Source organism: Stutzerimonas sp. (genome assembly GCF_982611455.1).
Genome location: NZ_CEXBBO010000003.1, coordinates 136,456 through 157,081, shown reverse-complemented (window position 1 = coordinate 157,081; position 20,626 = coordinate 136,456). Strand labels below are relative to the sequence as shown.

The window sequence follows — 20,626 nt, the reverse complement described above, 5'->3', positions numbered from 1 at the left end:
GGCAGGGTTTGAATAATGGCTGAAACGCTTAGCAAAGTTCCGGCAACGGTTGAATCGGGTGACCCGAAGAAGCCTCTGCTTGGCCTGTCCTTCCTGGAAAATCTTTCCGAAATGTCGATGTTGCGGCAGATCGGCCTGCTCGTCGGGCTGGCTGCGAGTGTCGCCATCGGCTTCGCCGTGGTGCTCTGGTCGCAGCAGCCAGACTATCGGCCGTTGCTTGGTAGCCTGGCCGGGATGGATGCCAACCAAGTGATGGAAACCCTTGCGGCCGCCGACATTTCTTATACCGTCGAGCCCAACTCCGGCGCCTTGTTGGTCAAGGCCGACGATCTCGCTCGTGCGCGGCTGAAACTCGCCGGCGCAGGCATTGCACCGACTGACAGCAACATCGGTTTCGAGATTCTCGACAAGGAACAGGGCCTCGGCACGAGCCAATTCATGGAGGCCACGCGTTATCGCCGTGGCCTGGAAGGGGAGTTGGGTCGTACCGTATCCAGCCTCAACAACATCAAGGCGGCACGCGTGCATCTGGCGATTCCGAAGAGTTCGGTCTTTGTCCGTGACGAGCGCAAGCCCAGCGCCTCAGTTCTGGTTGAGCTCTATCCGGGCCGCAGCCTCGAGCCGAGCCAGGTGATGGCGATCATCAACCTGGTGGCCACCAGCGTGCCGGAGCTAACCAAGTCACAGATCACTGTGGTCGACCAGAAGGGCAATTTGTTGTCCGACCAGCAACAGCTCTCCGAGTTGACCATGGCCGGCAAGCAGTTCGATTACAGCCGTCGCATGGAAAGTCTCTACACCCAACGCATACACAACATTTTGCAGCCGGTGCTGGGCAATGGTCGCTACAAGGCTGAGGTCTCTGCCGACGTCGATTTCAGCGCGGTGGAGTCCACATCGGAAACCTTCAATCCGGACCAGCCTGCTCTGCGCAGTGAGCAGAGCGTCAGCGAGCAGCGCCAAAGCAGCCTCGGCCCGCAAGGCGTTCCGGGTGCATTGAGCAACCAGCCACCGGGCCCGGCGACGGCTCCGGAAAACGCCCTGGCGGGCCAGGACGCCGCTGGCGCGGTCGCTCCCGGACAGCCGCTGCTGGATGCAAACGGTCAGCAGATCATCGATCCGGCCACCGGTCAGCCCATGTTGGCGCCTTACCCGTCGGACAAGCGCGAGCAGTCGACTCGCAATTACGAACTGGACCGCTCCATCAGTCACACCAAGCAGCAACAGGGTCGCCTGCGCCGTTTGTCGGTTGCCGTGGTACTCGACGATCAGGTGACGGTCTCTGCAGATGGGCAGACCACGCGTGTACCGCTGACCGCCGACGAACTGGCGCGCTTCACCCGCCTGGTTCAGGATGCCGTTGGTTTCGACGCCAGCCGTGGCGACAGTGTCAGCGTAATAAATGCGCCGTTCGCACCTGACTCGCTCGACGAGACCTTTATCGACATCCCGTTCTACTCACAGCCGTGGTTCTGGGACATCGTCAAGCAGGTGCTCGGCGTGCTGTTTATCCTGGTGCTGGTGTTCGGCGTGCTGCGGCCCGTCCTGAACAATCTGACCAATGCTGGAAAAAGCAAGGAGCTTCAAGCTGTCGGTGGCGACGCCGAACTGGGCGAGATGGGTGGGATGGACGGTGCACTGAGCAACGACCGTGTGAGCCTGAGCGGGCCGCAGAGCATCATGCTGCCGAGTCCGACCGAGGGATACGATGCGCAACTGAATGCCATCAAGAATCTGGTAGCTGAAGACCCGGGCCGGGTGGCTCAGGTCGTCAAAGAGTGGATCAACGCAGATGAGTGATGCCCGAATTTCCGCCAAGCTGAACAAGGTCGACAAGGCCGCGATTCTGCTGTTGTCGCTGGGTGAAGCCGATGCCGCGCAGGTGCTGCGTCATCTCGGCCCGAAAGAAGTACAGCGGGTCGGCACGGCAATGGCACAGATGCGCAACATCCATCGCGAGCAAGTCGAGCGGGTGATGGGCGAGTTCGTCGAAATCGTCGGCGACCAGACCAGCCTCGGTGTGGGCGCTGATGGTTACATACGCAAGATGCTCACCCAGGCGCTGGGTGAGGACAAGGCCGGTGGTCTGATCGATCGCATCCTGCTCGGTGGCAACACCAGCGGCCTGGACAGCCTGAAGTGGATGGAGCCGCGCGCAGTCGCCGACGTGATTCGTTACGAGCATCCACAGATACAGGCGATCGTGGTGGCCTATCTGGACCCCGACCAGGCCGGTGAAGTGCTGTCGCATTTCGACCACAAGGTGCGGCTCGACATCGTTTTGCGGGTGTCATCGCTCAATACCGTACAACCGGCGGCGCTGAAGGAACTCAATCTGATCCTCGAGAAGCAGTTCTCCGGCAACGCCAACACCACTCGCGCGACGCTGGGCGGCGTCAAGCGGGCCGCGGACATCATGAACTTCCTCGACAGCTCGGTAGAAGGGCAACTGATGGACGCCATCCGCGACGTCGATGAAGACTTGTCGGCGCAGATCGAAGACCTGATGTTCGTCTTCGATAACTTGGCGGATGTCGACGACCGGGGCATCCAGGTGCTGCTGCGCGAAGTATCCTCCGATGTGCTGGTGATGGCGCTCAAGGGTGCCGACGAAGGTATCAAGGAGAAGGTGTTCAAGAACATGTCCAAGCGCGCTGGCGAGTTGCTGCGCGACGACTTGGAAGCCAAGGGGCCGGTGCGCATCAGCGAAGTCGAAAGTGCCCAGAAGGAAATTCTTACCATCGCCCGCCGTATGGCCGAAGCCGGAGAGATCGTTCTCGGCGGCAAGGGCGGCGAAGAAATGATTTAGTAGGCCCTAAGCCATGTCCAAGGAAAACCCCAGCGACGTCATCCGAGCGAAGGATGTCAACGCCTTCAACCGCTGGGCCTTGCCGAGCTTCGATCCGCTAGGCGCGGAGCCGGAAGAGCCGCAGGCGGGCGACGATCCGGCGGAAGTCGAAGATCTGTCGCGCAGCGAAGATGTTCCCGTCGAGGAAGTCAAACCGCTGACGCTCGACGAACTCGAAGCGATTCGTCAGGAGGCCTACAACGAAGGCTTCAGTACAGGCGAAAAGGACGGCTTTCACGCCGGCCAGCTCAAAGCCAGGCAAGAGGCCGACGCGGCGCTGGCGCCCAAGCTCGACAACCTCGAGCAATTGATGGCGCAGTTGCTCGAGCCCATAGCCGACCAGGATCGCAACCTCGAACACGCTATGGTCACGCTGGTTAGCCAGTTGGCCCGCGAGGTGATCCAGCGTGACCTGCTGATCGACTCCAGCCAGATCCGGCAGGTGCTGCGTGAGGCCCTGAAGCTGCTGCCCATGGGTGCCAGCAACGTGCGCATCTATATCAATCCGCAGGATTTCGAACTGGTCAAAGCGCTGCGCGAGCGCCACGAGGAAACGTGGCGGATCGTCGAAGACAGCGACCTGCTGCCCGGCGGCTGCCGGATCGAGACCGAGCAGAGCCGGATCGATGCCAGTGTCGAAACGCGCCTGGCTCAAGGCATCAACCAGTTGTTCGAGCAACAGCGCGAAAACGCCACCAGCCCGCCGGAAGCTGATCTGCATCTGAACCTGGATTCAGGCTCGGAGAGCGCTGATGCGCCTTGAACGCACTAGCTTCGCCAAACGTTTCGAAACCTACGGCGAGGCGATCAAACTACCCAGCCAACCGATCCTCGAGGGTCGGTTGTTGCGTATGGTTGGCCTGACGCTCGAGGCTGAAGGCTTGCGTGCTGCCGTCGGCAGCCGCTGTCTGGTGATCAACGAGGACAGCTACCATCCGACCCAGGTCGAAGCCGAAGTGATGGGCTTTTCCAGCGGCAAGCTCTATTTGATGCCGGTTGGCAGTTTGGCCGGTATCGCGCCGGGTGCTCGTGTGGTGCCACTGGCCAATACCGGTCGCTTGCCCATGGGTACGTCGATGCTCGGTCGGGTCCTTGATGGTGCCGGTCGCGCGCTGGATGGTAAGGGCGGCATGAAGGCCGAGGACTGGGTGCCGATGGACGGCCCGGTGATCAACCCGCTCAAGCGCCACCCCATCAGCGAGCCACTGGACGTCGGCATCCGCAGTATCAATGGGCTGCTCACCGTCGGTCGCGGCCAACGCCTCGGCTTGTTCGCCGGTACCGGCGTCGGCAAGAGCGTGCTGCTGGGCATGATGACTCGCTTCACGGAGGCGGATGTAATCGTCGTCGGGCTGATCGGCGAGCGTGGCCGCGAGGTCAAGGAATTCATCGAGAACATCCTCACCGAGGAAAGCATCAAGCGCTCGGTCGTGGTGGCATCGCCAGCCGACGATGCGCCGCTGATGCGGCTGCGCGCGGCTATGTATTGCACGCGTATCGCCGAATACTTCCGTGACAAGGGCAAGAACGTTCTGCTGCTGATGGATTCGCTGACCCGCTTTGCCCAGGCCCAGCGGGAAATCGCCCTGGCCATTGGCGAACCGCCGGCGACCAAGGGTTATCCGCCGTCGGTATTCGCCAAGCTGCCGGGTCTGGTGGAGCGTGCGGGTAACGCCGAAGAGGGCGGCGGCTCGATCACCGCGTTCTATACCGTACTGTCCGAGGGCGACGATCAGCAGGACCCTATCGCCGATGCCGCGCGAGGCGTGCTCGACGGTCACATCGTGTTGTCGCGACGCCTGGCCGAAGAGGGTCATTACCCGGCGATCGACATCGAGGCCTCCATCAGTCGGGTCATGCCGCAGGTGGTCAGCGCCGAGCATGTCCGCCATTCGCAGCGGTTCAAACAGCTGTGGTCGCGCTACCAGCAGAGCCGGGATCTGATCAGCGTTGGCGCTTATGTGCCCGGCGGCGATCCCGAGACGGATTTAGCCATTGCACGTCAGGCAGAAATGGTTCGCTATCTTCGGCAGGGTCTGAATGAGGCCGAACATCTGGTCCAGAGCGAAGTACTGCTGGCCAGCGTATTCAACCCCAGGGCTGCGGGCTAAGCCTTGCCGGCGAGTCGTGCTGCCCGTCTGGCGCCAGTGATCGACATGGCCGAGCGCGCCGAGCGCGACGCCGCACAACTGTTCGGTCAGGGGCAGGCCCAACTGTCGCAGGCCGAAGCCAAACTGGGCGAATTACGCCAGTATTTCAGCGACTATCAGCAGCAATGGATAAACCAGGGCAGCCAGGGCGTGTCCGGTCAGTGGTTGGTGAATTACCAGCGATTCCTTTCGCAACTCGAATCGGCTATCGGGCAGCAGCAACGCAGCCTTGACTGGCACCGCAACAATCTCGACAAGCTGCGCGAGCATTGGCAGCAGCGACGTGCTCGACTGGACGGCCTGCGCAAACTCGTCGAGCGCTACCTGCAGGAAGCGCGAACGGCGGCCGACAAGCGCGAGCAAAAGCTGCTCGACGAGTTTTCGCAGCGTCTGGCGGGCCGACCGAAACAGGACTGAAGCTTGCTGCGCAGGGCTTTGAATGCTAAATCTTCAGTAGCTTTAGCTTCTTTGTTACAGCACGGCTGGCCATAGAAGCCGCAGGCGTAGGCTGGACGAGGCGCCATCGGCGAATGCCCAGCGCCTATTCAGCAAACACGACAGCCGTGGCGGCAGCCACGACCTCGTTTCGGATAGGAGTGCTACATGACCATCAGTTCACAGCTATCGGCAGATGGACAGGAGCTGACGATTACCATCCACGGGCGCTTCGATTTCAATGCACATCAGGCTTTTCGCGACGCTTATCAACGCGCCGATTGCACTGCGCAACGTTACGTAGTCGATCTTAGCGGCGCTACTTATCTCGACAGTTCCGCCCTTGGCATGTTGCTGCTGTTGCGCGATCACGGCGGTGGCGACAAGGCCAGCATACGCCTGATCAATTGCAATCCCGATGTGCGCAAGGTCCTTTCGGTTTCCAATTTCGAACAACTGTTCGTGATCGCCTGAATGCCAGGTCGGCTTTCCATACTCATTGCCGAGGACGGCGCCACCGATCGCATGCTGCTGGCTGCCATCATCAGTCGTCAGGGGCACCGGGTGACGACTGCGGAAAATGGGGCCGAAGCGGTACAACTGTTCGAGCGCGAGCGGCCACAGCTGGTGCTGATGGACGCGCTGATGCCGGTGATGGATGGTTTCGAGGCCGCACAACAGATCAAGCGCCTGGCGGGCAACGAGTTGGTGCCGATCATCTTTCTCACCTCGCTGACGGAGCACGAGGCGCTGGTTCGTTGCCTCGAAGCGGGCGGCGACGACTTCATCGCCAAGCCTTACAACCCGATCATCCTCGAAGCGAAGATCCAGGCCATGCACCGCCTGCGCCGATTGCAGGCGACGGTCTTGGAGCAGCGCGATCTGATTGCACGTCGGAATCATCAGCTGCTGGACGAACAGCGCGCCGCCAAGGCGATTTTCGACAAGGTCGCTCATGCCGGTTGCCTCGATGCGTCGAATATTCGTTACCGTCAGTCCCCTCGCGCCTTGTTCAACGGCGATCTGTTGCTGGCTGCGCAGGCGCCTGCCGAGCGAATGTTCGTGCTCCTCGGCGATTTCACCGGCCACGGCCTGCCCGCGGCGATCGGTGCCATGCCGTTGGCCGAAACCTTTTACGGAATGACCGCCAAGGGCTATTCGAGCAACGACATTCTTCGCGAGATCAATGCCAAGCTGAAACTGATCCTGCCGGTGGAAATGTTCTGCTGCGCGACGTTGCTGGATATCAGCCTCAAACACGGCACGCTACGGGTGTGGAATGGCGGATTGCCGGACGGTTATCTGCTCAAGGCATGCAGTGGGGAGCGGCTGCCGCTGCCGTCCAGACATCTACCGCTTGGCGTGCTCGATGCTTCGACCTTCGACGATTCCTTCGACACCCTGCCACTGGCTGTCGGCGATCGCTTGTTGCTGCTATCCGATGGTGTGCTGGAAATCCGCAATGCCGATGACGAGTTGTTCGGTGAGCAGCGACTGCTGACGGTGATGGAGACAAACAGCGAACCGGCAATGCTGTTCGAAGAAATCCAGGAAGCTCTGCATGCCTTTCACGGTCAAATACTTGACGACTTGAGCCTGGTCGAAGTGAGCATGACCGAAGAAATGGCGTCGCCCGATATCCAGCCGTTCGATGTATTCCCGCTTGGCGCACGCCAGCTGCGGCGGCCGATGAATTGGTCGGCGAGCTTCGAGCTTCGTCCAGCCAGCTTGCGCACATCGAATCCATTGCCGCTGATGATGCAGTTGTTCCTGCAGATCCCACCGCTGCGCCACCGCGTCGGCACCGTCTATACGGTACTGACCGAGCTCTATGCCAATGCTCTAGAGCATGGGGTGCTTTTACTCGACTCGTCCTTGAAGTGCGATGCCGAGGGTTTCGCCAGGTACTACCGCGAGCGTCAGCGGCGGCTGGACGAACTGATGGAGGGTTGGGTGTCGATCGATCTGGATATCAAATCCGAAGGGACCAAGGGCTATTTGCGTATCGGCGTGCGTGACAGCGGGCCGGGATTCGACGTGCAGCAGGCCTTGAGCAAGCAGTACTGCGCTGAATGTCTGGGCGGAAGGGGGCTGCGGATGATTCGCCAGCTGAGTGAGCGCTTCCATTGGCAGCCGGATGGCAAAGGCATGAGCGTAGAGTTCCACTGGACCGGTCATGCATAATTCACCGTTTTGCAGCCAGGAGCACCGCTGTGATCGATCATCTCGACAGTAGAGTGCTGGCAACCCTTCAGGAAGTGATGGAAGCGGAGTATCCGGTACTGCTGGATACTTTTCTGGTCGACTCGGAAGAAAGGCTGCGCCTGTTGCAGAGCGCCTGCCTGAGCGGCGAGGCGGAAAATCTTCGCCAGGCTGCGCATAGCTTCAAGGGGAGCTGCAGCAACATGGGCGCAGCCCTACTGGCGGAACTTTGTCGCGAGCTGGAAGAGCTTGCGAGACGTGAATATCTCGGCGATGCGCCCGAGCTGATCGAGCGCATCGAGCGTGAGTTCGCCATTGTGCGCATTCTCTATCGTGCCGAACGCCAGCGTTTCGGCGGGCTCGCCTGATTCTTCGCACGCTCCGATGCACTCGCATCAGTTCCATCAAGCCCATCGTGACCGGCAGAAGCAGACGGATTGCGCCGCTGGCCTGGACTTTGCTTTAGAAACACACACGTCATCATCTCAGCGGAAAGATCCATGGCCGTTTCCCCCGATCTGTTGCTCAATATCAAGACGCCCACGGCTGCTGCCAAGGCTGCGAGCGCGTCCTCCAAACCTGCCCCTCAAGTCAACCGGGACGAGCCCTCCAGCTTCGCCAACGTCTACGCGAGAGAACGCCAGGCGAAGCCTGCCGAGCGTCAGGATTCTGCAGCAAAGCCTGTCCGTGACAAGCCGGTAAACGAGAAGCCAAGTCAGGAAACTGCCGAGGCGGGCGGCACTAAGAAGCCGGATGTGGCCGAGGCCGGCAACGAGTTGCCAGGTGATGACGTGGCGACTGACGATACTGTGCAAGGCGACGAAGCGGAACTGGACCCCCTATTGCTGCTGGGCTTGGGCGGGCAGGGCGAAATCACCGACGATCCGCTGGCCGCGCAGCCGCTGACCGGCAGCGAGTTCCTGGCTGGCTTGGCTCAGGCACAAGCATCTGCAATAGAGGGTGAAGGCGAGGGCGAAGAGGCATTGGTCGGCCAGCGCTCGTTGCTCGAGACCCAGTCTGCAGCGCAGAAGCTTCCGCTCTCGAACCTCGTTATGCAGGATGAGGCGTCGGCAGATGCGCAGGACATCCTCTCGGCGAGCCTGCTGGCAGGCGAGGAGCTTTCCGAAGACCTCGGCACGCTTTCGCTGGAAGAGGATTTCGGTGAGTTGCTCGACAAGCTGGACGCGCCGAAGGAAAGTCGTGCAAGCGCTGCCGATGCCGCAGTCAACCGGCTCAATCCGTTGACCCAGGCGATTGCTCAGCAGAATCAGACCCAGCAGGCACAGCGGCCGGCGCTCGTCCCCGGACAGCCGGTGCAGATTCAGCAATCTGGCTGGAGCGAGGCGGTGGTCGACCGGGTGATGTGGTTGTCGAGTCAAAACCTGAAATCCGCCGAGATACAGCTCGACCCGGCTGAGCTGGGCCGCATGGAAGTTCGCATCGACATGAACAAGGACCAGACCCAGGTCACCTTCCTCAGTCCTCATGCGGGTGTCCGCGATGCGCTGGAAGGACAGATGCAGCGATTGCGCGACATGTTCGCGCAACAGGGCATGACCATGGACGTGAACGTCTCGGATCAGTCCCTCTCGCGCGGCTGGCAGGGTGATGGGGGCGGCGAATCGCGCGGCAAAGGTACAAACAGCGGATTGGCCTCCGGGGATGATGAATTCACTCACGGCACCATGGAAATCAGCAGCAGCCGTATCAGCGGTGATCGCGGGCTCGTGGATTACTACGCCTGACTAGCGTTGTTGCTGGCAATCGGAAACCGGGCTAGACGCCCGGTTTTCTCGTTTTGGACGACTGACTATTCGTCCAGAAATCAGCCGTGGCGACTGGCAATCGTTTACGGCGTCACTTGCCTGGCCGATACTTTGGCACAGCAGTTGCTCGTAACGCTTTGATGCGAGTGAAATCACGCGTGATGACGGATATTTGGCATGGCTAAGAAACAGGGACCCCCAGACGTAGCGAATCCTGGCGCTGTGGCTCCGACGGATGGCAAAGGCAAGCTCAAGCTAATTATTCTGATCGTGCTGGGCCTGTTGTTGGCGGTGGGGTTGTCGGTGGGCAGTACCTTTTATTTCATGACCCGAGGCGACTCGGAACAACAACCGGACGCGTCCGCTGATGCTCAGGCGGCACCACAACGGCAGGCGGCAATCTATGAAGTATTGGCGCCGGCGTTCATCGTCAACTTCAGTAATACCGGTGGCCGGCAGCGTTACATGCAGGTTAGCGTGGCGCTGATGTCCCGCGATCAGGCGGCGCTCGATGCATTGAAGGAACACATGCCGCTGTTGCGCAATCAACTGGTCATGCTGTTTTCCAGCCAGGAGTTCGCCACCCTGGCCACGCCGGTAGGGCAAGAGATGCTTCGGCAGAAGGCCACCGCCAGCGTTCAGGAGCTGGCCCAGAAGGAAATCGGCAAGCTTGCCATCGAGCAAGTGCTGTTCACCAACTTCGTATTGCAATAGGGGTCGTTGTAGATGGCTGTTCAAGACCTGCTCTCGCAAGACGAGATCGACGCGCTCCTGCATGGGGTCGACGACGGTCTGGTCGATACCGAGAGCGATGCCGAACCGGGCAGCATCAAAAGTTACGATCTGACCAGCCAAGACCGCATCGTCCGCGGGCGCATGCCTACGCTGGAAATGGTCAACGAGCGCTTCGCCCGCTACACCCGTATCAGCATGTTCAATTTGCTGCGTCGCTCGGCAGATGTATCGGTGGGTGGCGTGCAAGTGATGAAGTTCGGCGAGTACGTGCATTCGCTGTATGTGCCGACCAGCCTCAATCTGGTGAAAATCAAGCCGCTGCGCGGGACCTCGCTGTTCATTCTCGACGCCAAGCTGGTGTTCAAGCTGGTGGACAACTTTTTCGGCGGCGACGGGCGGCACGCAAAGATCGAAGGCCGCGAGTTCACACCTACTGAGCTGCGTGTCGTGCGTATGGTGCTGGATCAGGCCTTCGTGGATCTGAAAGAAGCATGGCAGGCGGTCTTGGACGTCAATTTCGAATACGTGCACTCGGAAGTGAATCCGGCGCTGGCCAACATCGTCAGCCCCAGCGAGGTGGTGGTGGTTTCGACGTTCCATATCGAGCTCGACAGTGGCGGTGGCGATTTCCACGTGACCATGCCGTACTCGATGATCGAGCCGATCCGCGAAATGCTCGATGCCGGTTTCCAGTCGGATGTCAGCGACCAAGACGAGCGCTGGGTCAAGGCCCTGCGCGAAGACATCCTCGACGTGAGCGTGCCGCTCAGTGCGACGGTTGTGCGGCGCCAGCTCAAATTACGCGACATTCTCAACATGCAACCGGGCGACGTGATACCGGTGGAAATGCCCGAAGACATGATCATGCGCGCCAACGGCATGCCGTCCTTCAAGGTCAAGCTGGGCGCACACAAGGGCAACCTGGCCTTGCAGGTGCTGGAATCGGTGATGCGACCACGTTGATTCAGCCTGGCAGGCCGTTGAAAAACGTAGGCGAGGCAGGCAAGACGAGGCGCAACGACCAACGGGAGTAACAGTCGAAGGCTGGCCCGCAAGGCGAGTGTAACGAGTCAAAGCTCGCATCCGAGCCTGTTTTTAACGAAGTAATGCCAACGCAGGTAGTTTTCCAACAGCCTGCTAAATATTTACCAGCCGGTCGAGGACTAGCGATGGCAGACGAACACGAACACACATCCGAAGAACAGGCGCTTGCCGATGAATGGGCTTCGGCGCTGGCAGAGGCGGGAGACGCCAATCAGGACGATATCGACGCGCTGTTGAATCAGGGGCCGGCATCGGCGCCGGTACCACCACGCGCGCCGCTGGAAGAATTCGGCACCAGCCCGAAGTCGGCGGCCGTACCGGTCGGTCTCGAGGGGCCCAACCTGGATGTGATACTTGATATTCCGGTGTCGATATCCATGGAGGTCGGTAGCACCGAGATCAGTATTCGCAACCTGCTGCAACTCAACCAGGGCTCGGTCGTGGAGCTCGACCGGCTAGCAGGCGAGCCACTGGATGTCCTGGTCAACGGCACGCTGATCGCCCATGGCGAAGTGGTGGTGGTAAACGAGAAGTTCGGCATCCGTCTCACCGACGTGATCAGCCCGAGCGAACGCATCAAGAAGTTGCGCTGACATGCGAATCCTTGCCTTTCTATCGCTGTTGCTGGCGTTGCCGGCGATGGCAGCCGAGCCATCGGCGAGCATGAACAGCAGCGGCATGGGCACGCAGATGACCAAACTGCTGTTCGGCCTGCTGTTGGTGATCGGGTTGATTTTTCTGCTTGCATGGCTCCTGCGGCGAATGCAGCAGCTCAATCCGCGCGGCAACCAGGCCATCAAACTGATCTCCAGCCATGCGCTCGGTCCACGTGAGCGGCTGGTGCTGGTGCAGGTCGGCAGCGAACAGGTTCTGCTTGGCCTGAGCGCTGGCCGGATTACCCCTTTGCATGTGCTTGAAGAGCCAGTTCATTTGCCGGATGCCGAGCCGGCCAATCCGGAGTTTGCCCAGCGCCTCATGGAGCTGCTTGGCAGGGATCAGAAGGACAAGCCCTGATGCTTCGATTGTTGTTAGCGGTCCTGCTGATAGTGGCCGCTCCGTTCGCCGTGGGTCAGGATGCCGGAGGGTTGATCACTCAGGGGGACAATCCGCTGTCGATCCCGGCGATCACCTTGAGCACCGATGCCGAAGGGCAACAGGAATACTCGGTCAGCCTGCAAATTCTGCTGATCATGACGGCGCTGAGCTTCATTCCGGCGTTCGTCATGCTGATGACCAGCTTCACTCGGATCATTATCGTCTTTTCCATCCTGCGCCAGGCCCTGGGCCTGCAACAAACGCCGTCGAACCAGATTCTCGTTGGCCTGACGATTTTTCTCACGCTGTTCATCATGGCGCCCGTATTCGAGCGAATAAACAACGAGGCGGTGCAGCCTTATCTGAACGAGCAGCTGTCGGCTCCCGATGCGATCACCCGTGCCGAGGTGCCGTTGAAGAACTTCATGCTGGCGCAAACCCGCGAGAGTGATCTGGAGCTGTTCATGCGGCTGTCCCGGCGTACCGATATCGAGACGCCGGACGCGGCCCCCTTAACCATCCTGGTGCCGGCATTCGTGACGTCAGAGTTGAAAACGGCTTTCCAGATCGGCTTCATGATCTTCATCCCGTTCCTGATCATCGACATGGTGGTGGCCAGTGTGCTGATGGCGATGGGCATGATGATGCTTTCGCCGCTGATCATCTCGTTGCCGTTCAAAATCATGTTGTTCGTGCTGGTCGATGGTTGGGGCTTGATCATAGGCACGCTCGCCAGCAGTTTCGGCACGCTTTAAGGCCCTTGGAGTTTCGCCATGACACCAGAAGTCGCCGTTGACCTGTTTCGAGAAGGGCTGTGGATGACGGCCATGATCGTCGGTGTGCTGGTAGTGCCCAGCCTGCTGGTCGGTCTGGTGGTAGCGATGTTCCAGGCGGCCACGCAGATCAACGAACAAACCCTGAGCTTCCTGCCGCGCCTGCTGGTCATGTTGATGACGCTAATCTGGGCGGGACCCTGGCTGGTCCGTGAGTTGATGGAATACACCCAGGGCCTGATCCAGAACATTCCGCTGATAATCGGCTGATGCTGGAGCTCAGCGACGCGCAAATCGGCGCGTGGGTAGGGCAGTTTCTGCTGCCCCTGTTTCGCATCGCGGCGCTGTTGATGAGCATGCCAATCATTGGAACCCAGTTGGTGCCGATGCGCGTGCGGCTGTATCTCGCGGTCGCCATTGCCGTCGTGCTGGTGCCGGGGCTGCCGCCGGTGCCGGTGGTCGAGGCGCTGAGTGCGCAAGCACTGGTGTTGATTGCCGAGCAAATTCTGATCGGCGTGATGCTGGGGTTCGTGCTGCAGTTGTTCTTTCAGGTATTCATCGTGTCCGGGCAATTGCTCGCCATGCAGATGGGTTTGGGCTTCGCGTCGATGGTCGATCCGGCCAACGGTGTCTCGGTGCCGGTGATCGGCCAGTTCTTCAATATGCTAGTGATCTTGCTGTTCCTGGCCATGAACGGTCACTTGGTGGTGCTGGAGATTCTTACCGAAAGCTTCGTCACCTTGCCGATCGGCGGCTGGCTGGTCGGCACCAATCACTTCTGGGAAGTCGCGGGAAAGCTCGGCTGGGTGTTGGGCGCCGGGCTACTGCTGGTCTTGCCGGCGATCACCGCGCTGCTGGTGGTCAATCTGGCCTTCGGCCTGATGACGCGTGCCGCGCCGCAGCTGAACATCTTCTCGATCGGCTTTCCGCTGACTCTGGTGCTGGGCCTGATCATCGTCTGGATCGGGATGGCCGACATCCTGGCGCAATACCAGACCTTCGTCAGCGAAGCGCTGGGCATGCTTCGTGATCTGATCGGGCTGCGCTGATGAGATTGCTTTCTTTACAGCTTCGGGAGGCCTCGCATGGCTGAGAGCGAAAGCGGTGCCGATAAAAGCGAAGAACCCACGGAGAAACGTCTCCGTGAGTCTCGCGAGAAAGGTCAGCTCGCCCGTTCCCGTGAGTTGAACACCGTAGCGGTCACGCTGGGCGGGATCGGCGGTCTGCTGGCTTCAGGCAGCAGCCTAGCCGGCAGCCTGATGGCAATGATGCAGAGCAATTTCGAGCTCAGCCGGGAAACGCTGCTGGACGAAAATGCCATGGTGCAGCTTCTGATGAGCAGCGGCATGATCGCGCTCGAGGCCATCATGCCCTTGCTGATCGTGCTGCTGATCGTTTCGATCATCGGGCCGATCTCGCTCGGCGGCTGGCTGTTTTCGGGCAAGTCGATGGCGCCCAAGTTCAGCCGGATGAACCCTGGCGCTGGGCTGAAGCGGATGTTTTCGACCCATGCGCTGGTCGAGCTGCTGAAGGCGTTGGCCAAATTCATCGTGGTACTGCTGGTGGCGCTGGCGGTGCTTGGCGCCTATCAGGACGACTTGCTGTCGATCGCCAAGCAACCGCTGGATCTGGCGATCATGCACAGCGCCGAGGTCGTGGGCTGGTGTGCGCTGTGGATGGCCTGCGGGTTGATCCTTATCGCGGCGGTGGATGTGCCGTTCCAGCTATGGGACAACAAGCAGAAGCTGATGATGACCAAGCAGGAAGTTCGCGACGAGTACAAGGACAGCGAGGGCAAACCCGAGGTCAAATCGCGGATTCGTCAAATGCAGCGGGAAATGTCCGAGCGCCGGATGATGCAGGCCGTGCCGGATGCCGATGTGGTCATTACCAACCCGACCCACTTTGCCGTGGCGCTGAAGTATGACGGTGACAAGGGCGGGGCGCCGATGCTGGTGGCCAAAGGTGGCGACTTCCTCGCGTTGAAGATTCGCGAGATCGCCCAAGAGCATCAGGTGACGGTTCTCGAATCGCCTGCGCTGGCGCGGGCGGTCTACTACTCCACCGAGCTCGAGCAGGAAATTCCGGCGGGTCTTTACCTCGCAGTGGCGCAGGTATTGGCATATGTCTACCAGCTACGCCAGTACCGCTCCGGCAAGGGCAAACGGCCCGATCCGCTGAGCAATCTGCCTATTCCGCCTGACTTGCGCCGAGATGAATGAGCGGCCAGGAAGCCACTCTCAGCTTGAAGCTTCGAAGAGTGGGCCTCAGCCCACTGCGCCTGAATCTGGTGGGCTGAAGCCCACCCTACGGTTCTGGGCGCATTCGGTATTAGTAGGTAGGGTGGGCCGGGCGGCGCTCCGCTTCAGCCCACCGTAAAGGAGTGCGCACCTGGTGGGCGAAATCCCACCCTTGCTTTGAAGCCTGAAGCCTGAAGCCTGAAGCCTGAAGCCTGAAGCCGGGACCGTCTTTCAAGCCTCCAGCCGCTTTACTCGATCACGCCGCAAGCCACCCGCGCTCCGCCGCCACCGAGCGGCTGCGGATGGTCGGAGTGGTTGTCGCCGCCCTTGTGAACCATCAATGCCAGGCCCTTGATGTCGCCAAGGCTTTTCAGTCGGGGTGCGAGGACTGGTTGGTTGGCCTTGCCTTCGCCATCGACCATCAGCGCTGGGAGATCTCCCATATGGCCTTCGCCCCAGGGTTCGCCATGCTTGCCGGTGTTCTTCGGATCCCAGTGGCCGCCGGCTGCGCCCGCCGCGACGGCTTCACCGTCCTTATCTGCCGGTTCACAGCTCCCTTTTGCGTGAATATGGAAACCATGGGCGCCGGAGTCCAGGCCGGACAGCGCGGGTCGGAATACCAGCCCGTATTGGCTGCTTTCGATCTTGACGGTGCCGACGGACTCGCCGATGCCTTGGGCGGTCACGGCCTTGACGGGCACGCTGAGGGTTTCAGCTTGCAGGCCCATGGCCGTGCAACTGGCGAGTGCCGCAATGATCCACTGCTTCATGGCAAAACTCCTGTGAAGTGAAAAGAGCGGGAAGTGCCGCCGGGAGCGAACGCCGTCTTACCTCTGTTACCGGTGGGCGGCGCTGCTAGCAGTGAGACTGCCCAGGCCACGGTCGGTTCGAATGCCACGTTTCCCAGCGCAGCTTCGACCTGGGCGACAGGCGCTGTTCAAGGCGGGCGCAGCAGTCCTGAACAAGTTGGACCCCTTCTTGCTATAGCCCCGGCAGGGCGCGCTTTGCGTCAATTCTTTGTTCTGCTTGCCGGGGTCTCCATTGGATCGCACGCAACTCATCAACATTCGCAATGGCCTAGCGGGCGCTGGTCGCGGCAATCTTGGCGTGCCGCTGCTGCTGCTCGTCATGATGGGCATGATGATGCTGTCGGTGCCGCCGTTCCTGCTGGATCTGCTGTTCACTTTCAACATCGCACTATCGATCGTCGTGCTGCTGGTCAGCGTCTACGCGCTGCGGCCGTTGGATTTCGCGGTGTTTCCAACGATCCTGCTGGTCGCTACCTTGATGCGTCTGGCGCTGAACGTGGCCTCTACGCGAGTGGTGCTGATCAACGGCCATGAGGGCGGGTCCGCGGCGGGTCACGTGATCGAAGCGTTCGGCAACGTGGTGATCGGCGGTAACTACGTCGTCGGTATCGTCGTCTTTGCGATCCTGATGATCATCAACTTCGTCGTGGTCACCAAGGGCGCCGGGCGGATTTCGGAAGTCAGTGCGCGCTTCACCCTCGATGCCATGCCCGGCAAGCAGATGGCCATCGACGCCGACCTCAACGCCGGCTTGATCGATCAGTCCGAAGCCAAGCTGCGCCGTGTCGAAGTCGCCTCGGAGGCGGACTTCTACGGTTCCATGGACGGCGCCAGCAAATTCGTGCGCGGCGACGCCGTCGCCGGCCTGCTGATTCTGTTCATCAACCTCATCGGTGGCGTTGGCATCGGCATGGCGCAACACGGCATGAGCTTCAGCGAGGCAGGCCAGGTTTACGCGCTGCTGACCATCGGTGACGGTCTGGTGGCGCAAATTCCATCGCTGCTGTTGTCCACCGCGGCGGCGATCATGGTCACCCGTGTCACCAGTTCCGAGGACATGGGCCAGCAGGTCAACCGGCAGATGTTCGCCTCACCCAAGGCGCTGGCTGTGTCTGCGGCAATCATGATCGCCATGGGCCTGGTGCCAGGCATGCCGCACATGTCATTCCTCGGCCTCGGTGCGGTCGCCGCTGGGGGCGCCTACTGGATCTGGCATCGCCAGCGGCAGGTCAAGCAAGAGGCCGAGCAGGAGGTGCAGAAACAACAGGAAATGCTCCCGGCGCAGCGTGCCGCGGAGACCAAGGAGCTGGGCTGGGATGACGTGACGCCAGTGGATATGGTCGGCCTGGAAGTGGGCTACCGGCTGATTCCGCTGGTCGACCGCAACCAGGGCGGCCAGCTGCTGGCGCGGATCAAGGGCGTGCGCAAGAAGCTTTCGCAGGATCTCGGTTTCCTGATGCCGTCGGTGCACATTCGCGACAATCTCGACCTTCTGCCCAACGCCTATCGCTTGACACTGATGGGCGTGAGCCTGGCTGAGGCCGAGGTCTACCCGGATCGCGAACTGGCGATCAATCCGGGCCAGGTGTTCGGTCCGCTCAACGGGATCGCGGCCAAGGACCCCGCATTCGGCCTGGAAGCGGTGTGGATCGAGGCCAGTCAGCGCGATCAGGCACAATCGCTCGGCTACACCGTGGTCGATGCCAGCACCGTGGTTGCGACTCACCTGAACCAGGTGCTGCACAAACATGCCCACGAGCTCCTGGGGCATGAAGAGGTCCAGCAACTGATGCAACTGCTGGCCAAGAGTTCGCCGAAGCTTGCCGAGGAGCTGGTGCCGGGAATGATTTCGTTGTCGACGCTGCTCAAGGTATTGCAGGCGCTGCTGCAGGAACAGGTTCCGGTTCGCGATATCCGCACCATCGCCGAGGCTATCGCCAACGTGGCCGCGAAGAGTCAAGATCCCGCCGCGATGGTGGCTGCTGTACGGGTCGCGCTCTCCCGCGCAATTGTGCAAAACGTTGTGGGGCTTGAGCCGCAGCTCCCTGTCATCACGCTTGAGCCAAGGTTGGAACAGATATTGCTCAATAGTCTGCAGAAGGCTGGTCAAGGTTCCGAAGATGGCATTCTTCTGGAGCCGGGAATGGCCGAAAAGTTGCAACGTTCCCTGGTAGAGGCAGCACAGCGTCAAGAAATGTTGGGTAAGCCGGCGATTTTGCTGGTAGCCGGTCCGGTCCGCGCGATGCTCTCGCGATTCGCCCGGCTGGCGGTGCCGAACATTCATGTCCTCGCCTATCAGGAAATACCGGACAACAAGCAAGTCACCATCGTTTCCACGGTGGGTCAGAATTAACCGAGGGTACAGGCCATGCAGGTCAAACGTTTCTTCGCAGCCGACATGCGTATCGCCATGAAGATGATTCGTGACGAGCTGGGCGCTGATGCCGTGATCACGGGCAACCGTCGTGTCGCTGGCGGCGTCGAGCTGACCGCTGTGCTTGATTACCCGATGGAGCCCGCAGCACCCAAGCAGCCGAATCCGGCGCTCGAAGCGGAACTGCGTAAAACGCAGGCGCGCATCGCCAGTGCCCACGCTGAGCTGAGCTCGCCGTCTCGCGCTCAAGCGGGTAAGGACCGTCAACTGCTTGACGAGAAGTCTGCGGCTGCCGTTCAACCGGCGCCGAGTGCCAGCGCCGCGGTGGCGTCGTTCGATTCGCGCGCGGTCGAAGCCATGCATTCGGAGCTGCAAGGTTTGCGTGAGCTGATCGAAGTTCAGCTTGGCTCGATTGCCTGGGGCAATGAACAGAGTCGCCGTCCGCAGCAGGCCAGCCTCTGGCGCCGCCTACAGCGCATCGGCTTGCCGGCCGAACTGTCGCGCGCGCTGCTGGAGAAGGTAGCTACCGTGTCCGAGCCGCGTCAGGCCTGGCGCATGCTGTTGGCGCACCTGGCGCAATCGATCAAGGTCAGCAAGGTCGAGCCACTGGAAGAGGGCGGTATCATCGCGCTGGTTGGTCCGGCCGGCGCCGGCAAGACCACCACGTTGGCGAAACTCGCCGCGCGCTACGTGCTCCAGCACGGCGCACAGAGCATCGCCTTGGCGAGCATGGACAACTACCGTATCGGTGCGCAGGAACAGCTGAAGACCCTTGGTCGCATCCTCGATGTGCCGGTCATTCAGATCGACCCCAGCCAGCCATTGAGCAAGACGCTGGAGCCTTTGGCCCGCAAGCGCCTGATTCTCATCGACACCGCCGGCTTGCCTGCGGGCGACCCGATGATGCGTATGCAACTCGAAGCGCTGGCCGACCGCGGTATCAAATCGAAGAACTACCTGGTGCTGGCGGCAACCAGCCAGAGTCAAGTGCTTAAAGCGACATGGCATAACTACCGTCGCTGTGGGCTGGCGGGCTGCATTCTGACTAAACTGGATGAAGCCGGCAGTTTGGGTGATGTGCTCGGCCTTACGATCAGCCAGCATTTGCCCATCGCGTACCTCGCCGATGGACCGCGTATTCCCGAGGATCTGCAATTGCCACGTAGCCACCAACTGGTCAGTCGCGCAGTGAGCCTGCAGTCTGAAGAGACTCCCAGCGAGGAGACCATGGCCGATATGTTCTCCGGGCTGTACAACGGTTCTTCACGGAAGGTCGGATGAACGCTTTGTTAGGTGATACAGACAAAGAAGACGCGTTCTGGCTGAACGCATCGATGGCCTCCGGGCCCCAGCAAGATATAGGCGTTTGAAGATGGGTATTCATCCCGTACAGGTAATTGCAGTGACTGGCGGCAAGGGTGGCGTCGGCAAGACCAACGTGTCGGTCAATCTGGCGCTGGCCTTGGCCGACCTCGGTCGCCGGGTGGTGTTGCTTGATGCCGACCTTGGGCTGGCCAACGTCGACGTGCTGCTGGGTTTGTCTACCAAGCGCACGTTGGCTGACGTCATTGCTGGTGAATGCGATCTGCGTGATGTAATGATTCAGGGCCCGGGCGGCATTCGCGTCGTGCCCGCTGCTTCGGGTACGCAGAGCATGGTGCAGCTATCGACGTTGCAGCACTCCGGGCTGATACAGGCATTCAGCGATATCGGTCATGATATCGACGTGCTGATCATCGACACCGCGGCGGGTATCGGCGATGGCGTCGTGAGTTTCGTTCGCGCCGCGCAGGAGGTACTGCTGGTCGTGACCGACGAGCCGACGTCCATCACCGATGCCTATGCGTTGATCAAGCTACTCAATCGCGACTACGGCATCAGTCGCTTTCGTGTGCTGGCGAACATGGCACACGCTCCGCAGGAAGGCCGAAATCTGTTCGCTAAACTGACCAAGGTGACCGAGCGGTTCCTCGATGTGGCGCTGCAGTACGTCGGCGCGATTCCTTACGATGAGGCGGTGCGCAAGGCAGTACAGAAGCAACGTGCCGTCTACGAGGCCTATCCGCGAGCCAAGTGTTCATTGGCGTTCAAGGCCATCGCGCAAAAAATCGATACCTGGCCGTTGCCGGCAACGCCGCGGGGCCACTTGGAGTTCTTTGTGGAGCGCCTTGTCAGGCCCACCACAGAGCCTAACGACTGACAGCGGCTGGACTCG

The 20,626-nt window shown here is 60.6% G+C and carries 21 protein-coding genes; 20 read left to right on the top strand and 1 reads right to left on the bottom strand.

The window, feature by feature from the left end; translation table 11 throughout:
* Nucleotides 1–15 precede the first annotated feature (15 nt).
* The 17 genes from fliF (at nt 16) to flhB (ending at nt 15,210) form a co-directional block, all read left to right on the top strand.
* Complete coding sequence (gene fliF / locus AC2LD7_RS03135) at nt 16–1,800, top strand: flagellar basal-body MS-ring/collar protein FliF (RefSeq protein WP_484596397.1); 1,785 nt, start codon at nt 16–18, stop codon at nt 1,798–1,800.
* The gene (gene fliG / locus AC2LD7_RS03130; RefSeq protein ID WP_484596396.1) at nt 1,793–2,809 is read left to right on the top strand and encodes a flagellar motor switch protein FliG; all 1,017 of its coding nucleotides are present in this window, start codon (nt 1,793–1,795) and stop codon (nt 2,807–2,809) included. The genes fliF and fliG overlap by 8 nt, the downstream gene beginning before the upstream one ends.
* Before the next feature lie 13 nt (nt 2,810–2,822).
* On the top strand, nt 2,823–3,611 hold the full coding sequence (gene fliH, locus AC2LD7_RS03125; protein WP_484596395.1) for a flagellar assembly protein FliH: 789 nt from the start codon (nt 2,823–2,825) through the stop codon (nt 3,609–3,611).
* On the top strand, nt 3,601–4,959 hold the full coding sequence (gene fliI / locus AC2LD7_RS03120; protein ID WP_484596394.1) for a flagellar protein export ATPase FliI: 1,359 nt from the start codon (nt 3,601–3,603) through the stop codon (nt 4,957–4,959). Before fliH ends, fliI begins: the two co-directional genes overlap by 11 nt.
* A 3-nt stretch (nt 4,960–4,962) precedes the next feature.
* Nucleotides 4,963–5,415: a flagellar export protein FliJ gene (gene fliJ / locus AC2LD7_RS03115; RefSeq protein WP_484596393.1), complete on the top strand. Its 453-nt coding sequence runs from the start codon at nt 4,963–4,965 to the stop codon at nt 5,413–5,415.
* Nucleotides 5,416–5,601: 186 nt separating this feature from the next.
* Entirely contained in the window at nt 5,602–5,907 is a 306-nt protein-coding gene (locus AC2LD7_RS03110; RefSeq protein ID WP_484596392.1) for an STAS domain-containing protein, read from the top strand.
* Complete coding sequence (locus tag AC2LD7_RS03105; RefSeq protein WP_484596391.1) at nt 5,908–7,617, top strand: SpoIIE family protein phosphatase; 1,710 nt, start codon at nt 5,908–5,910, stop codon at nt 7,615–7,617. It abuts the gene before it with no gap.
* A gap of 77 nt (nt 7,618–7,694) precedes the next feature.
* Nucleotides 7,695–8,003, top strand: coding sequence for an Hpt domain-containing protein (locus AC2LD7_RS03100; protein WP_484596461.1), 309 nt, complete (start codon nt 7,695–7,697; stop codon nt 8,001–8,003).
* A gap of 132 nt (nt 8,004–8,135) precedes the next feature.
* Nucleotides 8,136–9,380 (top strand): flagellar hook-length control protein FliK, encoded by a 1,245-nt coding sequence (locus AC2LD7_RS03095; protein ID WP_484596390.1) that lies wholly within the window; start codon nt 8,136–8,138, stop codon nt 9,378–9,380.
* A gap of 198 nt (nt 9,381–9,578) precedes the next feature.
* Nucleotides 9,579–10,115, top strand: a complete 537-nt coding sequence (gene fliL / locus AC2LD7_RS03090; protein ID WP_484596389.1) for a flagellar basal body-associated protein FliL — start codon at nt 9,579–9,581, stop codon at nt 10,113–10,115.
* A 12-nt stretch (nt 10,116–10,127) separates the two neighbouring features.
* Complete coding sequence (gene fliM / locus AC2LD7_RS03085) at nt 10,128–11,099, top strand: flagellar motor switch protein FliM (RefSeq protein ID WP_484596388.1); 972 nt, start codon at nt 10,128–10,130, stop codon at nt 11,097–11,099.
* 206 nt (nt 11,100–11,305) lie between these two features.
* Nucleotides 11,306–11,773: a flagellar motor switch protein FliN gene (fliN, locus tag AC2LD7_RS03080; RefSeq protein WP_484596387.1), complete on the top strand. Its 468-nt coding sequence runs from the start codon at nt 11,306–11,308 to the stop codon at nt 11,771–11,773.
* Between the two features lies 1 nt (nt 11,774).
* A complete protein-coding gene (gene fliO, locus AC2LD7_RS03075) occupies nt 11,775–12,194 on the top strand; it encodes a flagellar biosynthetic protein FliO (protein WP_484596386.1) in 420 nt (139 codons plus the stop codon).
* Nucleotides 12,194–12,970, top strand: coding sequence for a flagellar type III secretion system pore protein FliP (fliP, locus tag AC2LD7_RS03070; protein ID WP_484596385.1), 777 nt, complete (start codon nt 12,194–12,196; stop codon nt 12,968–12,970). The genes fliO and fliP overlap by 1 nt, the downstream gene beginning before the upstream one ends.
* 18 nt (nt 12,971–12,988) lie before the next feature.
* A complete protein-coding gene (fliQ, locus tag AC2LD7_RS03065) occupies nt 12,989–13,258 on the top strand; it encodes a flagellar biosynthesis protein FliQ (RefSeq protein WP_019340606.1) in 270 nt (89 codons plus the stop codon).
* Nucleotides 13,258–14,037: a flagellar biosynthetic protein FliR gene (gene fliR, locus AC2LD7_RS03060; protein ID WP_484596384.1), complete on the top strand. Its 780-nt coding sequence runs from the start codon at nt 13,258–13,260 to the stop codon at nt 14,035–14,037. The genes fliQ and fliR overlap by 1 nt, the downstream gene beginning before the upstream one ends.
* Before the next feature lie 36 nt (nt 14,038–14,073).
* Nucleotides 14,074–15,210 carry a flagellar biosynthesis protein FlhB gene (gene flhB / locus AC2LD7_RS03055; RefSeq protein WP_484596383.1) on the top strand — a complete coding sequence of 379 codons (1,137 nt, stop codon included), beginning with the start codon at nt 14,074–14,076 and terminating at the stop codon, nt 15,208–15,210.
* 266 nt (nt 15,211–15,476) lie between these two features.
* On the opposite strand, the gene sodC is transcribed toward flhB, so the two are convergent.
* Nucleotides 15,477–15,998: a superoxide dismutase [Cu-Zn] SodC gene (gene sodC, locus AC2LD7_RS03050; protein ID WP_484596382.1), complete on the bottom strand. Its 522-nt coding sequence runs from the start codon at nt 15,996–15,998 to the stop codon at nt 15,477–15,479.
* A gap of 271 nt (nt 15,999–16,269) precedes the next feature.
* Here sodC and flhA point away from each other — a divergent pair, with 271 nt between their 5' ends.
* The 3 genes from flhA to fleN all read left to right on the top strand — a co-directional run bounded on the left by flhA (nt 16,270) and on the right by fleN (nt 20,611).
* Nucleotides 16,270–18,390, top strand: a complete 2,121-nt coding sequence (flhA, locus tag AC2LD7_RS03045) for a flagellar biosynthesis protein FlhA (protein WP_484596381.1) — start codon at nt 16,270–16,272, stop codon at nt 18,388–18,390.
* Nucleotides 18,391–18,405: 15 nt separating this feature from the next.
* Nucleotides 18,406–19,692, top strand: coding sequence for a flagellar biosynthesis GTPase FlhF (gene flhF / locus AC2LD7_RS03040; protein WP_484596380.1), 1,287 nt, complete (start codon nt 18,406–18,408; stop codon nt 19,690–19,692).
* A gap of 91 nt (nt 19,693–19,783) precedes the next feature.
* Complete coding sequence (gene fleN / locus AC2LD7_RS03035; protein ID WP_484596379.1) at nt 19,784–20,611, top strand: flagellar synthesis regulator FleN; 828 nt, start codon at nt 19,784–19,786, stop codon at nt 20,609–20,611.
* The last annotated feature ends 15 nt before the right edge of the window (nt 20,612–20,626 follow it).

What these genes read in the sequence shown, in the direction of transcription:
- fliH (WP_484596395.1), top strand. Translation starts at nt 2,823, where the DNA reads ATGTCCAAGGAAAACCCCAGCGACGTCATCCGAGCGAAGGATGTCAAC.
- fliF (WP_484596397.1), top strand. Translation starts at nt 16, where the DNA reads ATGGCTGAAACGCTTAGCAAAGTTCCGGCAACGGTTGAATCGGGTGAC.
- fliG (WP_484596396.1), top strand. Translation starts at nt 1,793, where the DNA reads ATGAGTGATGCCCGAATTTCCGCCAAGCTGAACAAGGTCGACAAGGCC.
- AC2LD7_RS03100 (WP_484596461.1), top strand. Translation starts at nt 7,695, where the DNA reads ATGGAAGCGGAGTATCCGGTACTGCTGGATACTTTTCTGGTCGACTCG.
- flhB (WP_484596383.1), top strand. Translation starts at nt 14,074, where the DNA reads ATGGCTGAGAGCGAAAGCGGTGCCGATAAAAGCGAAGAACCCACGGAG.
- fliP (WP_484596385.1), top strand. Translation starts at nt 12,194, where the DNA reads ATGCTTCGATTGTTGTTAGCGGTCCTGCTGATAGTGGCCGCTCCGTTC.
- fleN (WP_484596379.1), top strand. Translation starts at nt 19,784, where the DNA reads ATGGGTATTCATCCCGTACAGGTAATTGCAGTGACTGGCGGCAAGGGT.
- AC2LD7_RS03105 (WP_484596391.1), top strand. Translation starts at nt 5,908, where the DNA reads ATGCCAGGTCGGCTTTCCATACTCATTGCCGAGGACGGCGCCACCGAT.
- flhF (WP_484596380.1), top strand. Translation starts at nt 18,406, where the DNA reads ATGCAGGTCAAACGTTTCTTCGCAGCCGACATGCGTATCGCCATGAAG.
- fliO (WP_484596386.1), top strand. Translation starts at nt 11,775, where the DNA reads ATGCGAATCCTTGCCTTTCTATCGCTGTTGCTGGCGTTGCCGGCGATG.
- AC2LD7_RS03095 (WP_484596390.1), top strand. Translation starts at nt 8,136, where the DNA reads ATGGCCGTTTCCCCCGATCTGTTGCTCAATATCAAGACGCCCACGGCT.
- fliR (WP_484596384.1), top strand. Translation starts at nt 13,258, where the DNA reads ATGCTGGAGCTCAGCGACGCGCAAATCGGCGCGTGGGTAGGGCAGTTT.
- fliN (WP_484596387.1), top strand. Translation starts at nt 11,306, where the DNA reads ATGGCAGACGAACACGAACACACATCCGAAGAACAGGCGCTTGCCGAT.
- fliM (WP_484596388.1), top strand. Translation starts at nt 10,128, where the DNA reads ATGGCTGTTCAAGACCTGCTCTCGCAAGACGAGATCGACGCGCTCCTG.
- fliQ (WP_019340606.1), top strand. Translation starts at nt 12,989, where the DNA reads ATGACACCAGAAGTCGCCGTTGACCTGTTTCGAGAAGGGCTGTGGATG.
- fliL (WP_484596389.1), top strand. Translation starts at nt 9,579, where the DNA reads ATGGCTAAGAAACAGGGACCCCCAGACGTAGCGAATCCTGGCGCTGTG.
- sodC (WP_484596382.1), bottom strand. Translation starts at nt 15,998, where the DNA reads ATGAAGCAGTGGATCATTGCGGCACTCGCCAGTTGCACGGCCATGGGC.
- fliI (WP_484596394.1), top strand. Translation starts at nt 3,601, where the DNA reads ATGCGCCTTGAACGCACTAGCTTCGCCAAACGTTTCGAAACCTACGGC.
- AC2LD7_RS03110 (WP_484596392.1), top strand. Translation starts at nt 5,602, where the DNA reads ATGACCATCAGTTCACAGCTATCGGCAGATGGACAGGAGCTGACGATT.